Annotated in this window: 16 protein-coding genes; 15 read left to right on the forward strand and 1 reads right to left on the reverse strand. The window is 58.2% G+C overall.

The annotated features are described in order from the left end of the window. The first annotated feature begins 5 nt into the window (after positions 1 to 5). From ftsE to H4I92_RS17060, 5 genes are all read left to right on the forward strand, one after another. Complete coding sequence (gene ftsE / locus H4I92_RS07640; RefSeq protein ID WP_077530044.1) at positions 6 to 695, forward strand: cell division ATP-binding protein FtsE; 690 nt, start codon at positions 6 to 8, stop codon at positions 693 to 695. Next, the gene (ftsX, locus tag H4I92_RS07645; protein WP_077530045.1) at positions 688 to 1668 is read left to right on the forward strand and encodes a permease-like cell division protein FtsX; all 981 of its coding nucleotides are present in this window, start codon (positions 688 to 690) and stop codon (positions 1666 to 1668) included. Before ftsE ends, ftsX begins: the two co-directional genes overlap by 8 nt. 111 nt (positions 1669 to 1779) lie before the next feature. After that, positions 1780 to 2634, forward strand: a complete 855-nt coding sequence (rpoH, locus tag H4I92_RS07650) for an RNA polymerase sigma factor RpoH (RefSeq protein ID WP_077530046.1) — start codon at positions 1780 to 1782, stop codon at positions 2632 to 2634. 172 nt (positions 2635 to 2806) lie between these two features. After that, positions 2807 to 3487, forward strand: coding sequence for a response regulator (locus H4I92_RS07655; protein WP_077530047.1), 681 nt, complete (start codon positions 2807 to 2809; stop codon positions 3485 to 3487). After that, positions 3474 to 4892 carry a HAMP domain-containing sensor histidine kinase gene (locus H4I92_RS17060; RefSeq protein ID WP_077530048.1) on the forward strand — a complete coding sequence of 473 codons (1419 nt, stop codon included), beginning with the start codon at positions 3474 to 3476 and terminating at the stop codon, positions 4890 to 4892. The genes H4I92_RS07655 and H4I92_RS17060 overlap by 14 nt, the downstream gene beginning before the upstream one ends. 11 nt (positions 4893 to 4903) lie before the next feature. Here H4I92_RS17060 and H4I92_RS07665 read toward each other — a convergent pair whose 3' ends face one another. Next, positions 4904 to 5179, reverse strand: a complete 276-nt coding sequence (locus H4I92_RS07665) for a hypothetical protein (RefSeq protein WP_077530049.1) — start codon at positions 5177 to 5179, stop codon at positions 4904 to 4906. A gap of 115 nt (positions 5180 to 5294) precedes the next feature. Here H4I92_RS07665 and greB point away from each other — a divergent pair, with 115 nt between their 5' ends. The 10 genes from greB to cpaB all read left to right on the forward strand — a co-directional run bounded on the left by greB (position 5295) and on the right by cpaB (position 13726). Next, positions 5295 to 5795: a transcription elongation factor GreB gene (gene greB, locus H4I92_RS07670; RefSeq protein WP_077530050.1), complete on the forward strand. Its 501-nt coding sequence runs from the start codon at positions 5295 to 5297 to the stop codon at positions 5793 to 5795. 85 nt (positions 5796 to 5880) lie between these two features. Continuing rightward, positions 5881 to 6321, forward strand: coding sequence for a hypothetical protein (locus tag H4I92_RS07675; RefSeq protein WP_077530051.1), 441 nt, complete (start codon positions 5881 to 5883; stop codon positions 6319 to 6321). Between the two features lie 68 nt (positions 6322 to 6389). Continuing rightward, complete coding sequence (locus H4I92_RS07680) at positions 6390 to 6662, forward strand: acyl-CoA-binding protein (RefSeq protein WP_077530052.1); 273 nt, start codon at positions 6390 to 6392, stop codon at positions 6660 to 6662. A 559-nt stretch (positions 6663 to 7221) separates the two neighbouring features. Continuing rightward, positions 7222 to 7503, forward strand: a complete 282-nt coding sequence (locus H4I92_RS07685) for a pilus assembly protein (RefSeq protein ID WP_077530053.1) — start codon at positions 7222 to 7224, stop codon at positions 7501 to 7503. Positions 7504 to 7602: 99 nt separating this feature from the next. Continuing rightward, on the forward strand, positions 7603 to 9168 hold the full coding sequence (locus tag H4I92_RS07690; protein WP_077530054.1) for a pilus assembly protein TadG-related protein: 1566 nt from the start codon (positions 7603 to 7605) through the stop codon (positions 9166 to 9168). Positions 9169 to 9222: 54 nt separating this feature from the next. Beyond that, a complete protein-coding gene (locus H4I92_RS07695; protein ID WP_077530055.1) occupies positions 9223 to 10338 on the forward strand; it encodes a hypothetical protein in 1116 nt (371 codons plus the stop codon). 31 nt (positions 10339 to 10369) lie between these two features. After that, complete coding sequence (locus H4I92_RS07700; RefSeq protein WP_077530056.1) at positions 10370 to 10834, forward strand: hypothetical protein; 465 nt, start codon at positions 10370 to 10372, stop codon at positions 10832 to 10834. Positions 10835 to 10903: 69 nt separating this feature from the next. Beyond that, entirely contained in the window at positions 10904 to 11707 is an 804-nt protein-coding gene (locus H4I92_RS07705; RefSeq protein ID WP_218668172.1) for a hypothetical protein, read from the forward strand. 35 nt (positions 11708 to 11742) lie between these two features. Next, positions 11743 to 12441: a hypothetical protein gene (locus H4I92_RS07710; protein WP_143512630.1), complete on the forward strand. Its 699-nt coding sequence runs from the start codon at positions 11743 to 11745 to the stop codon at positions 12439 to 12441. A 232-nt stretch (positions 12442 to 12673) separates the two neighbouring features. Next, positions 12674 to 13726, forward strand: a complete 1053-nt coding sequence (gene cpaB, locus H4I92_RS07715) for a Flp pilus assembly protein CpaB (RefSeq protein ID WP_179105653.1) — start codon at positions 12674 to 12676, stop codon at positions 13724 to 13726. Positions 13727 to 13734: the final 8 nt, after the last annotated feature.

The following is a 13734-nucleotide window of genomic DNA, read 5'->3' on the forward strand; positions in this document are numbered from 1 at the left end:
GCGCGATGATTGAATTCCGCCAGGTAACCAAGCGCTACGGACAGCAGTTCACCGCCCTGAGGGGGGTGAACTTCGCGCTCGGGCGTGGTGAGATGGCGTTCCTTACCGGCCACTCCGGCGCTGGCAAGAGTACCCTCCTCAAGCTCATCATGCTGATGGAGCGCGCTACCGCCGGGCAGGTTCTGGTTGGCGGCCAGGCGCTGGAGAAGACCCCGCGCCGGCGCATTCCCTACATCCGTCGTCATATCGGGGTTGTCTTCCAGGATCACCAGCTCCTTTTTGATCGCACCGTTTTCGATAACGTGGCCATGCCCCTGCAGGTGACGGGCGTGCCGCCCAATGAGATCGGCCGGCGGGTACGCGCGGCGTTGGACAAGGTGGGCCTGCTGAAAAAGGAGCAGCTCAACCCCATCAGCCTCTCCGGCGGGGAGCAGCAGCGCGTGGGGATTGCCCGGGCGGTGGTGAACAAGCCACCACTGCTGCTGGCGGACGAGCCCACGGGGAACCTGGATCCGGCGCTGTCGTCCGAGATCATGGACCTGTTCCGGGAGTTCAGCCGCGTGGGCGTCTGCGTGATGGTGGCAACCCACGACATCGGGCTGATCGAGACCATGGGCCAGCGCACCCTGGAACTTGCGCAGGGCGAACTGGTGCACGACGGCTTGCCGGCCGGGGTGGAGATCGGGCATGGCTGAAACACGGCAGCAGGCCTCACGCGGCGCCGCCCGGGCCCGCACGCCCTGGCGGGACCAGCTCCGGAGCTGGTTCAGTCACCACCGGCGTTCCGCTCGGGACAGTGCGGCACGCCTGCGTAATGCGCCGCTTTCCAGCCTGATGACGGGGCTGGTGATGGGCATTGCCCTGGCCCTGCCCACGGCCCTGTTCCTGATCATGGGCAGCATCCAGCAGATTGGTGGCGGCTGGGAGCAGGCCGGTCGCCTGAGCGTCTATCTCACGCCCGAGACCGGCATGGCACGGGTGGAAGAGTTGGCCGGGCGCTGGATTGAGAACGCAGCAGTGGGGGATGTGACGGTCATCCCCCGGGATGAGGCCATGGCAACCATGCGCTCCAGCGAAGGACTCAGCGGCACGCTGGACTTTCTGGATGGGAACCCGCTGCCGCACACCCTGGTGCTGACGCCGGACAGAGCCTACCGGGAAGCCGCCGCCCTTGAGGATCTGGCAGAGCGCCTGCGCCAGGCGGAAGGGGTAAGCGAAGTGAAGCTGGACCTGGCCTGGCTGCAGCGTCTCAACGCCATGGCGGAGGTGCTCGGCCGAGCGACGCAGGCACTGGCGCTACTGCTGGTTATCGGCGTGGTTCTGGTCATTGCCAATACCGTGCGGCTGGCCATCGAGAGCCGCCGCCGCGAGATCATCGTGGCGCGCCTGGTGGGAGGAACAGACAGTTTTGTCCGCCGGCCCTTCCTCTACACAGGCCTCTGGTACGGTGCTCTTGGTGGGCTGCTGGCGTGGTGGCTGGTGGAAGTGGCATTCTGGTGGCTGAGCGGCCCGGTTGGCCGCCTGGCGGAGCTCTACAACAGTGGGTTTGAACTCCAGAGGCCGGGCATTGATGAAGTGGTCCTGCTGCTCGGCTGCGCCCTGGTGCTGGGATGGCTTGGGGCCTGGTGGGCCGTGCACCGCCACCTCCGGGCCGTGGAGCCGGAATGATCCCCTGTAAGGGATAGTCCGTATGGACATACAGGGCTTGAAAACGTAATAAATGATCATATATTGGATTCAGACTCTTTGTCGGGAGACAATGAACAGAGGGGGAGCACCATGGGTACAGAACTTCAGCTCAGCCACAATCTGGTGCCGGGTGCCAACCTGGAGAGCTACATCCAGACTGTCAGTCAGATTCCGGTCCTGAGTGTGGACGAGGAACAGAACCTGGCCCAGCGTTTCCAGGAGCACGGGGATATCGAAGCCGCACGGCAGATGGTTCTGTCGCATCTGCGGTTTGTGGTGCACATTGCACGCAGCTATTCCGGCTATGGTCTGGCCCAGGCGGACCTGATCCAGGAAGGCAACGTTGGCCTGATGAAGGCGGTCAAGCGCTTTGATCCGGGCTATGGCGTGCGCCTGGTTTCCTTTGCCGTACACTGGATCAAGGCGGAGATCCACGAGTTCATTCTGCGCAACTGGCGCATTGTGAAAGTGGCCACCACCAAGGCCCAGCGCAAGCTGTTCTTTAACCTGCGCAGCTCCAAGAAGCGCCTGGCCTGGCTCAACAACGACGAGACCGAGGCCGTGGCGAAGGATCTGGGCGTTGAGCCGAAGGTTGTCCGTGAAATGGAAGGTCGTATGGCCTCCCACGATATGGCCTTTGATGCGCCAACGGATGACGACGACGAAACCGGCTGGCAGTCGCCCGTCCATTATCTGGACGACAAGCGCTACGATCCGGCCAGCCAGCTCGAGCAGGCAGACTGGAGCCAGGATTCCAGCGAACGCCTTGGCCATGCCCTGTCGGAACTGGACGAACGCAGCCAGGACATCCTGCGCCGGCGCTGGCTTGGTGAGAACAAGGCCACCCTGCATGAGCTGGCCGATGAGTATGGCGTTTCCGCCGAAAGGATCCGCCAGCTGGAGAAAAACGCCATGAAGAAGATTCGTACCAGCATGGTGGCCTGAACGCCGCCGCCAGTCGCGCATCCGCAAGAAGGCCGCTCCCCCGGGAGCGGCCTTCTTGTTTGGGGCTCATCAGCCTTAAAACATGGTAACTTTGCCGGTAAGGTGCCTCGCCCGTAACCTGCCGGCGATCTGTTAATGTTTATCATGGCCTTTTGGAAAGGGGGATTTCAGGGTGCGTGTACTGGTGATTGAAGACGATCAGGATGTGGCGGATTACCTCAACAAGGGGCTCCGCGAGAGCGATTATGTGGTCGATCATGCCACCGATGGCAAGGAGGGCATGACTATGGCGGCGTCGGGGGACTACGACGTGATGATCATCGACCGTATGCTGCCGGGAATGGACGGTCTCAACATCATCAAGACCATCCGTGCTACCGGCAACCAGACCCCGGTGCTGATCCTGAGCGCGCTGGGTGATGTGGATGCGCGGGTGGAAGGCCTGCGTGGTGGCGGTGATGACTACCTCACCAAGCCGTTTTCCTTCACAGAGCTGCTGGCGCGGCTGGATGTGCTCGCACGGCGGGCGCGCAGCGGCGGGGAGACCGAGACGGTGCTGAAGGTCGCGGATCTGGAAATGGACCTTCTGGCACGCACCGTTAAGCGCAATGGCATGAACATCGACGTCCAGCCCCGTGAGTTCCGGCTCCTGGAATACCTGATGCGCCATGCCGATCAGGTGGTGACGCGCACCATGCTGCTGGAGAAAGTCTGGGATTATCACTTCGATCCGCAGACCAACGTCATCGACGTGCATATCAGTCGCCTGCGTTCCAAGATCGACAAAGGGTTCGAGAAACCGTTGCTGCAGACCATCCGTGGCGCCGGGTACATGCTTCGTGACGATTCTTAGCCAGCTCCGAACCTCCACGTTCCAGGTCGCGATGCTCTACATGGTGGTGTTCGCCACCTCCGTGTTCATACTGCTGGCGTTCATCTACTGGCGTACTGCCGGGTTCATGATGGAGCAGACCGACCAGACCATCGAGGCGGAAATCGCCGGCCTGGCGGAGCAGTACCGCTCGCGGGGCATCAATGGCCTTATGAACGTGGTGCGCGAGCGGGTGGCACGTGATCCGGACGGTCAGTCCCTGTATCTGTTCGCCACTGAAGACTACCTCAAGCTTGCCGGTAACCTGCCCGAGTGGCCGGAGAGCGCGCGCACGGACAACGGCTGGATCGACTTCACCCTCGATGACTCCATGGGCTATGAAGGCGAAGAGCGGCGGGCCCGGGCAAGGGTGTTCGAGGTCCAGGGCGGGCTGCGCCTGCTTGTGGGGCAGGACATCAGTGAACTCAACCGGGTGAAAAGCCTGATCGAGACGGCCATGAACTGGGGCATGGGCATTTCCCTGGGGCTGGCACTGATCGGCGGCTTTCTCATGAGCCGGAGTACCACCCGACGGATCGAGGTCATCAACCAGACCGCCTACCGGATCATGCACGGTGATCTTTCCCAGCGTGTGCCCACACGCGGGACCCAGGACGACTTTGACCAGCTGGCGGACAACCTCAACCAGATGCTCGACCGCATCGAGTACCTGATGGAAGGTATCCGCCATGTATCAGACAGCATTGCCCATGACCTGCGGACCCCGCTGACCCGGCTCCGCAGCCAGCTCGAGAATACCCTGATCAATCTGAAGGATACGGATGCCCAGGAACAGGTGGGCGAGGCGGTGGCCGAAGCGGACCAGTTGCTGGGGACCTTCAACGCCCTGCTTCGCATCGCCCGGCTGGAGACCGGTGGCAAGACGCTGCAGAGTGAACCTCTGGAGCTGGGCACACTGGTAACAGACGCGGTTGAACTCTACGAGGCGCTGGCCGAGGAGAAGGACCAGGTTCTGGATTACCAGGCTGAGGAAGATGTGCCACTGCTTGGCGACCGGGACCTTCTGTTCCAGGCGGTCAGTAACCTTATCGACAACGCCATCAAGTACACCGACGAAGGTGGGCGCATCGGTGTGGCCGTGCGGCGTGAAGGCGGTCAGGCGGTTCTGGAAGTGGCGGACAGCGGCGATGGTGTACCGGACCACGAAAAGGAAAACATCTTCGGCCGCTTTTACCGGGTGGGCAAGAGCCGGTCACAGCCGGGTAACGGGCTCGGGCTCAGCCTGGTGAGTGCCGTGGTGGAGCTGCACGAGGGCCATATTGGCCTCTCGGATGCCGAACCCGACGCCGAGAGGCCCGGGCTGAAGGTCACACTCTATCTTCCGGCCCAACCGCCGTCCGAGGACAGCAGCGAACGGGAGCAGTAAAGGGCGCTGGTTCAGGCGCTCTTGCCGCTGATCAGGCTGCGTACCGTCTCGGTTGCAGCGCGGGCCGGGCGGAACGCCAGTTCGGCCGCATTCTCGGCAATGGCCCGGTAGCGTGCCGTGCGGGCGTTCAGGCTGTCCATCTCTCCCTCAAACCGGTTCTTTTCAGCCATCATGAAAGCCGCCAGCGTATGACGGTTAACCCGGTTGGTGATGCCGAAGTTTTCGAGTTCGTAGCCGACACGATCAAGGCCGTTCAGCGCCACTGCGGTCAGTTTCTTGGTATCCATGGGAATCACCTCTTATTGGGTTCCTGCTTCAGTCTGGCGAAAGATTACTGCCAATGATTAGAGTGCACAACCTATAACAACCGCCGTTACGGATCAGTGATCCACGGGAGAAGCCATGGGACGCTATCGACCACCGCGCGAGCGCGGTTCCCGCTATATCACACCCGAAGGGGAGCGGGCCCTGAGAGAGGAGCTGCGCTATCTCTGGAAGGAGAAACGCCCGGCGGTGACCCAGGCCGTCAAGGAGGCGGCCGCCCAGGGGGACCGTTCCGAGAATGCCGAGTACATTTATGGCAAGAAGCAGCTGCGCGAGATCGACAGCCGGGTACGCTTTCTCAGTAAACGCCTGGATGAGCTTACCGTGGTGCGTGAATCCCCCCGGGACGCCAGCCGCGTCTTCTTCGGCGCCTGGGTGACCCTGGAGGATGATGAAACCGGCGCTGAGGTACGCTACCGCCTTGTCGGGCCCGATGAGTTCGATGTGAGCCAGGGGCTGCTGAGTGTGGATGCGCCCTTTGCCAGGGCCATGCTGCGGAAACGTGTGGACGACGAAGTGGTCCAGAACACCAGTGAAGGCGAACGGCTGTGGATCATCACAGCGATCGATTACCCCTGAATGCCGGGAATGCGAGAGTGTTGGCGATTTTCTGAACGCAGGCGCGCTATCATGGGGTGAATCCGCTGGATAGGGAGTATCCGGTATGCCGGCCCAACACCGCAGTCGCGCTTACTGGCTCAGCGCCCTCATGATGGCGTTTACGGGGGCGCTGTGTGCACAGGAGGCGGTTGAGGACGGGGAAAACAGCTTTGCCTCCCCGCGCGAGCGCTCGACTCCCGAAAGCATCCAGTTCGCGCCGGTGGGCGAGGAACAGCTGGGCGACACTACCATCCAGGGCGCACTGGGGCCGCCCTCCGCGGGCCTGGTGGGCCCGGATACGGAGGTCCTGGTGGAACCCGTTTACCTGAGTGATGAACTGCGTCGCTCTCTCGACCTGGAACGGAGCCAACTGGAGCGCCAGCGCGAGCAGTTGATCGGGCCCAATTTGGACAGGCCCGCAACACCACCGCAGGTCCAGTATCCCGGTTTCCAGAACCGAGCCTATGATCCAGGTTCCACAACCAGCACACAGGTGCGGGAGTAACAGCCAGTGTCATTCATGGGTTTTTCTGGTAGTTTCCGGGAAAACGACCGATAACAAAGAGGTAGCGCATGAGTGACCTGAAACAGCAGTTCGACGAAGCCGTCAACTACGTCCAGACAGCGGAGGGTGACTTCAAACCTTCCAATGACCTCAAGCTCCAGTTCTATGCCCTGTATAAGCAGGCCACCGAAGGCGATGTTAAGGGCAAGAAGCCCGGCATGCTGGACCAGGTGGGCCGTGCCAAGTACAGCGCCTGGGAAAAGGTCAAAGGCACCAGCTCCGAGGATGCCATGCAGCAGTACGTGGATCTGCTGGAGAGCCTGAAGCAGAAGCACGGCTGAGGCGCCGCTCTCAGTCGCGCCAGCCCATCAGATCACGGGCTTTTGAGGCGTAGAGAGGCCTGTGTTCTGAAGGAAGTCTAGGATAGCGAGCTGAAGAGGGAGGTTTGGGCGCAGATTGAGTTTTATGAATGGTTTGGTAGGATTTGGTCCGATTCTCAAAAGTGGACTGCTGGTTTGCAATCAGCTTTAAGCAAGTGATAACGTCTTTCACTTATCCTCTTTTGAGGATAGATGGTTCGAACACCACCTTAATAAAATTAGCATGTTGATCTGTACGATCAGCGTCGGCCCGGCAAACAAGGAGTGCTTGGCGAAAAGGAAGAAAACGGTTTAGCTTGGCAGGATGCTGGGCGGTCGGTCACTACAGACCGGCTTTCAGAGCGTGAGAGTCATACCGCTCGCCGCTTAACCCTCCCCATCCTTCTATTAAATCATCCTTTTACTGCATGCCGAGCGTTTTTGTTTGTGATCGGCTAGGGAGCAGCACGGCGCTGTATACACGGCGCCGGGCTAATACAGGGGCGGAGCCCCATGATAGCGACGAAAAGGAGATCTAGGCATGAGACAATCCATCCTGACAAGGAAGCGCAATCTGGGTCAGGGCATGACTGAGTACATTATCATCACCGCCCTGATCGCGATCGCGGCAATCGGCGTCTACAGCATGTTCGGCGAAACCGTTCGGAACCAGGTTGCCGGTATGGCGCAGGAGATGCGCGGTGAAGACGCGCAGGACGAAATTGATGCGGCAGGGGATGCTGCTGATGACGCCACAGATACGGCCGACACAACAGTTGATCTCGGCGACTATAACGATACAGGGTCAAGCGCCGCAGACTGACAGATAATTCCATCCGCAACGGGTGGCGCTCGCCTTCCGGCTTGTGCCGGGAGGGAGCGTTCTGGGGTAAACGGACGAACCGCACAAGGATGAAGAAAGATGCGTGCCAGGTTGCTGACCATTAAAAACCCTCCCTCAAGTCGACAGCGTGGTTACGCTACGATTTTTACGCTGCTGCTTTTTGTTGCGGTAGCGCTTGTCGTTTTCTCCATCTACGACGTCGGCCAGACCAATACTGACAAGGTTCGTCTTCAGAATGCTGCCGATGCAGCTGCCTATAGCGGCGCCAATATGATGGCCCGTGACTTTAATTTTATGGCCTACACCAATAGGGCGATGGTCGCCAATCAGGCCGCTATTGGGCAGGTGATTGGCATGGCTTCGTGGACAGCGCAGATCGACAAGACCACTGAGAATATCCGGCGCGTTTCCAACGTTGCTGCCGCCATTCCGGTTGTTGGGCCGATTGTCAGGGGAGCAGCTCAAGTGCTCGATCAAGTCACGGACATACTCAATCGGGTCGTGGAAAGGGTCGGCGCCGTGCTGATCAGCGGCCTTGATGCTGTCAATTTCGGGCTTTCCCGTGCCCAGTTGGGTCACCATGGTGCGACGCTTGCTACTGCCCCCAATACACTGAGCGCAGTCCTTCAGGAGAATGACCCGGACGCACGGCTCGGTCTGGCGGGCAATGCGCTGTTCTGGGAGAATTTTTTTGAAGCCTGGGAGGGGTATGTCAGCCACAACAAGCATGACCGTGGTCTTCCAAGAAGGGGCGAAAGAAGAGACTTTATGGTCGAACGTTTCGAGGAATTCACCGAAATCGTGAACCACTCGACCGATGATTTCACTCATGAACGAAATAAAAGATGGTTGGATCCTCCTACGGGGTTTTTAGGTGTCAGGGGCAGAATGGACAAGCGTGGTGGCAACGAGTTCGAGATGCGGGATAATCGTGCCCGGAATCGCCTGGAATGGAACTGGAGCGCCATGGATACCGAAAGCTTCTGGATCGATCACAAAGGGTGCGGCATGCTTGGTTTCAGCTGGTGCGGTTACAATGAAATCCTTCCCGTTGGTTGGGGAGCGGCCCATGGCAAGGACCATGAAACCTTCAGCAGGCGTTTTATTTATCGGCCCTCCAATAAATGGGGCGATGCGTGGCACAACTCGACCTCAGCAGGACTCGCGAGCGTCCAGTTTGCCACGAACAACATTCGTAAGATTAGTGGCCTCAAGGGTTATTATGATTTTGCCCGCGATAAAGACCCGAAATACAACGCTGACCTGGAGCCTGGCGATACCAGCGATGGCCCTTCGCTAGGGGTATTTGCTCACAAGCGTGCCAGCGACATAACCACCACCAGAACCCTGGCTGACAAGCACGAGGGATTCCCGGACAGCGCTGCCCTTGATGTCGAAGAGCAGGGCGGGGCGGCCAGCAACATGATTGGTGCCCTCTCGCGCGCGGAATTGTATTTCAAGCGACCGAGCAACCTCTGGCCGAAACGCGGAACCCGGGAGGGCCGCTACGTAGGAAAGCGCGAACACGGTAACCTTTACAACCCCTATTGGCAGGTTCGCCTCACGGAGCCCACCTCGGTACAGCGGGCAGTTGCTGTGGCCCGAGCTTTCGGACTGAGCAATCTTTCTTTCATGAACAACTGACTCAGTCGTGCGGTGCCCAGAACCGCTTTTAATCCAACACGCAAGGGAGGTGTAATGATGAAATGGAACAAGATTCTGATCCGGCCGGCGGTTCTGGGCGGCATGGTTTTGGTGGCGGGGTGTCTGGGGTCATCGAGTGGGGGGGGCGAGGGCGCCGGATCCGAACAGAGTGAGGCCAATACGGTCAGTGATCACGAGTCGGCTGTGAGCCTGGCCAGTCGCTCCATTTGGTTCGATGTTTCTGTTGAGGTGTTTTCGATTCCGATGCAGGCAGTGGCTCTCGGACATATGGGAGAAGAGCCCATTGAATGGTTTTTTTGGCGGCAGCTCCTTGCACCGGAAGGGGTTGACACTATCGCGCCCGAGGGCGGTCCCGTGAAACCGGACTGCAGTGAGGGATCGGTTGACTTTGCCGATTCAAGTAAGAGCTTCGAGGCCGTCTATACAGACTGTCGTATCCCTGCCCCGGACGTAACGGCACCGGGCATAGGGGGTGCCCTTATGGAACTGGGTCTTGATCAGCCCCAGGTCTGGAACGGGACCCAGCGCTTTGAGCGTCAATTGAATACCCCCGATTGGAAGCGCGTTTACGCAATAGAACATGACAATATGACGTTTTCCGTCGAGGGCGCGGATACCCCGTTTATGGTGTTCGATGGGGGGGGGATGATGGTTCGATACAATGCTATCAATGACATTGAGTTTGAGGGCTCCCTGAGAGCAGGCGTTTTATTGCCGGTTCTTACAAATACAAAGCCGAATAGGTCAGTTAATACAAAGGCGCCCACGGAACTCACCTTTCGGGACTATACAAATGTGGATGTGGCATGGCAGCCCGATGGGCTCGAAGGAACCAAGGTCAGCGGTCGGATGGAGGTCGACATCCAGGCTACGCCGCCCGCGGAGATACCGGACAACGGCTGGTATGGGCACTGGATCGTTGAAACCAAGGAGCCCATTCGTTATGCGGAAACTGAAACAACGGATACTAATCCCATTGATGGTGAGGTTCATATAACCGCGGAAGATGGCAACACCATCAAGATCGCCTTTGAACAGTCCGGTTTTTTCCTGGACGGCGTGTTCGTGTCCTGGGAGCGAAAGAAAAAGTTTAATGAAGGCGAGGAATCTATAGGGCGCTTTGTGAAGGAAAACTTCCCGGGCTCTTAATTACGCAGTTGCGAGAAGAGGAGGATACAGGATGGTCATTGAGCCGATGCCGCGGGGGGTCAAGCGAATGAGGCAATGTCTGGCCACAGCGCTGATGCTGGGGCTTTTTTCTGGAAGCGTTGTAGCGGAGAGTGCGCCATCATTGCAGGGAAAAGAACCGTACGAATTAATAATGGATTCTTGGGAGCTTATAAAGTGGGAGCAGAAAACGCCAGAGGATCATATTTGCCTTCAGTGGCTCCATGAGGCCCGAGGGATTTATAAGAAATTTACGGATGAGGGGGGGCAGACACCTGAATCGTATAAGAAGTCTATTCGCATGCACTTTCCGGAGGGTAGCGTGGGCTATGTGCTGAATATGCTTGCCACTGATGCAACCGTGGCGGGTAAATCGGCGGAGGAAGTGGGAAAACTTGTCTGGGAAAAGTGTCAGGAATACGATCCGTTTTATGTCTTTCCAGGTAAGAAACCGAACCCGGAGAAAAAGAAGGAGTAACCCACCATGGAGTGGGGACAGGGAATGATGATTAACGGCGACCGTGCGAACAGGGGAAGCGAGGGCCAGGTGACCACCGAGTTTGTGATCACTGTGCTGTTTGTGGTGCTGCCACTTATGATCCTGCTGCCAACGTTGGGCAAGTACCTGGATGCGAAGCACAAGGTGGAAGTCGGCGCCCGGTATGCCGCCTGGGAACGCACTGCCTGGTTTCCCAGTGAACGCACTGGTGGTTTCGGCGCCGTGAAGAATCGGAATGTGATCCGTGATGAGGTCCAGTATCGCGTCTTCAATCGTCGCGAGGCACCGGTCTATACGGGCCAGGCTGGGGATGATCCGGACCTGGACCCGCTGCTGATGTATGCTTACGCGGATTATAGCGAATACGGGCCTGTGCTCGAGGAGCGCGATTCCGACAATAACTCGACTAGACACGTGGCCACCGAGGTCGACGGGACGCAAACGCCGGGAATTGGCGGAGATGTCGAGGATGCATTCAGGATCGTCAGCAACCTGCCTGTTGGCGGGAACTTTGATGTTGGCGCACACAGTGGTTCCCATGAAGGCCGGGTAACTGTCTCGTTGCGTACACCTGGGGGTATTGATGAGTTTGAAAACCTGGATCTGGATCTGAGCCGGCACAATATGCTCGTGGCGGATGGCTGGAATGTTGGCGGTCCCGAGCATAACGAGCGTCGAGTGAAGGGGCTGGTGCCTACCAGCATCATGGATAATGACATTGTCGATGCGATAACGACTGGTGCAGCAAGCGGCCTTAGCTTTTTTTATCCGCCTGCTGAAATCCTCGATGATTATGAACCGGGGCATGTGGACGTGGAGCCTGTCCCGGAACAATACCTGGAGAACAAGTAACCGGTTAGCGCGATAAACGCCATGGAGTGGCTGCTTTGAAGATGTCTGTATTTACACGAATGATGGTTGGTGTGGCGTTGTTACTGCCGTACCACAGTCTCTGGGCTTTTGAATACCCGGAGTTTCCCGCGGCGGACTTCATGGAAGTGAAGGTCGTGGCCGAGAACATCCAGTACAACCATCTCCCCATGCGCATTTTCAATTTCCGCAGCGGCCAATCGGTGGAGGCAGTTAGGGCTTTCTATAACGATGAGTGGGAAGGTGAGATTGCCGAAAAGGATGTTGAGAGATGGAAGATTCTTTCTCACCGTGAGGGCGATTTCCTGCTGACGGTTCAGATCCGTAAGGAACAGGAGCTTGCGACCCACGGCACCCTGTCCATTGCGCCGGTCTTTTCGGATTCCCCCGAACTTGACGAAGAGCTGGGACGGGGCGTGGATACGATGCCCGGTGCCAAGGTGATCAACGATATCCAATCAGTGGATGGCGGTAAAAGCAGCAGGACGCTGGTGCTGGAGCATCCGGACAGCGTTCAGAGAACGGCAGATTACTATAGCGCGTTATATGAACGTCAGGGCTGGAACAGGACCTTGAGTAACGTCGGTGATCTTGTGCCTGGCATCGGGCAAGTGGATGTCCGGGCGCTTGGCTTTCAAAAGGGTAGCCGGCGTCTGGATATGGCGTTTTCCCGCAAAGAAGGAAAGACCTATACGGTTATGGTTTTCGTTGAATAGGGAGGATCAACATGGCTTTTAAGAGAATAAGGCAAAGAGGCTCGGTTACCGCAGAATACGTCGTGGGACTGACGTTCTTTGTGTTGGTAATCATGACGCCCATCAATGATGGTAATAGCGCGTTCGAAATGCTGGTGAATGCCATAAAGGAACAGCATGCGGCCTACATGCATGCAACGTCCTTACCGCTGTAACCAACTTCAAATTTCGATTTTTTTAAATGGAGCAGTACATGAAAGGAGTCAACGCTTTCGGGTCCTGGACGGTCCTGATTCTCGCCGGCGTGGCCGGAATCGTGGCGCTCGGACTGACGAAGGTCTATCTCGACCAGAAAGAGGCTGAACTCCGGGAGCAATACACCTCCGGGGAGAGCGAGAAGCGCTACATGGTCGTGGTGGCCACCGACTCCATTGACCCCGGTGATGTTGCCAGTCCGCGCAATCTGCGTGGCCAGGCAGTGCCCGGTAAACACCTTCCCGCAACCGCCGTTACGGTAGAACAGTTCAAACAGGGAGACGTTGAGGGCCGGGTCATCAATCAGCCCATGCGCCCGGGTGAGCCCCTGTTGAGCAGTTTCCTGGCCGGTGGTGCCATTGACAGATTTTCCGATCTCCTCAAGCCAGGTGAACGGGCGGTAACCCTGGAGGTGGATCAAATTGCAAGCAACGCCGGGATGTTGGAGATGGGAGACTACGTCGATCTTTACGTTCGAACGGAAGGCTCCGAGGTTCAGCCGGCTACCACGGGGGCTCAGTCCGGGGGAGATGATGGAGAAAAGCTCGTTCCATTAAGGGATCGGGTCCGCGTTCTTTCCGTGGGGCGTCAACCATTGCGGACTCGGGATCAGGATTTTGTATCTCGTTCCCGGGGTGGTCGTAATGGTCAACGATCCGGCGTTCTGGGTGGTGACTCCTCGGCCTCTTCCAGGCGTGATCGGTACGCCACGGTGACCGTCGCCCTGAAAGAGGAGGAAGCGGCCCGCGTGGCTCTCGCCCGGGAGGCGGGTGATCTGGTGTTTATGTTGCGTAATACCAACGATGAAGGCAAGGGCATTCAACAGATGGTGGATGAGCAATCCATCTGGGAAGCCGTATCCGGTCGGCAGGAGGCCGGTTCCAGGGTGACCTTCTATGCGCCAAGCCAGGCCGAAGGTTTCATGATCCGTCCGGGGCATCTTCGGAAGAGGCGGTCACGCTCTGGAACGGACCGCCGATTTATCAAAAGTGAGCCCGTTAATGGCAACAGAAAACGCGTTGCGAGTAGTGCAAAGGAAGGTGAGAAGTGATTGGTTGT

The organism is Vreelandella halophila (assembly GCF_019903425.1).
GTDB classification, from domain to species: Bacteria; Pseudomonadota; Gammaproteobacteria; order Pseudomonadales; family Oleiphilaceae; genus Halospina; species Halospina halophila.

What these genes read in the sequence shown, in the direction of transcription:
- H4I92_RS07675 (WP_077530051.1), top strand. Translation starts at nt 5,881, where the DNA reads ATGCCGGCCCAACACCGCAGTCGCGCTTACTGGCTCAGCGCCCTCATG.
- rpoH (WP_077530046.1), top strand. Translation starts at nt 1,780, where the DNA reads ATGGGTACAGAACTTCAGCTCAGCCACAATCTGGTGCCGGGTGCCAAC.
- ftsX (WP_077530045.1), top strand. Translation starts at nt 688, where the DNA reads ATGGCTGAAACACGGCAGCAGGCCTCACGCGGCGCCGCCCGGGCCCGC.
- H4I92_RS07690 (WP_077530054.1), top strand. Translation starts at nt 7,603, where the DNA reads ATGCGTGCCAGGTTGCTGACCATTAAAAACCCTCCCTCAAGTCGACAG.
- H4I92_RS07680 (WP_077530052.1), top strand. Translation starts at nt 6,390, where the DNA reads ATGAGTGACCTGAAACAGCAGTTCGACGAAGCCGTCAACTACGTCCAG.
- H4I92_RS07695 (WP_077530055.1), top strand. Translation starts at nt 9,223, where the DNA reads ATGATGAAATGGAACAAGATTCTGATCCGGCCGGCGGTTCTGGGCGGC.
- H4I92_RS07665 (WP_077530049.1), bottom strand. Translation starts at nt 5,179, where the DNA reads ATGGATACCAAGAAACTGACCGCAGTGGCGCTGAACGGCCTTGATCGT.
- ftsE (WP_077530044.1), top strand. Translation starts at nt 6, where the DNA reads ATGATTGAATTCCGCCAGGTAACCAAGCGCTACGGACAGCAGTTCACC.
- greB (WP_077530050.1), top strand. Translation starts at nt 5,295, where the DNA reads ATGGGACGCTATCGACCACCGCGCGAGCGCGGTTCCCGCTATATCACA.
- cpaB (WP_179105653.1), top strand. Translation starts at nt 12,674, where the DNA reads ATGAAAGGAGTCAACGCTTTCGGGTCCTGGACGGTCCTGATTCTCGCC.
- H4I92_RS07685 (WP_077530053.1), top strand. Translation starts at nt 7,222, where the DNA reads ATGAGACAATCCATCCTGACAAGGAAGCGCAATCTGGGTCAGGGCATG.
- H4I92_RS07700 (WP_077530056.1), top strand. Translation starts at nt 10,370, where the DNA reads ATGGTCATTGAGCCGATGCCGCGGGGGGTCAAGCGAATGAGGCAATGT.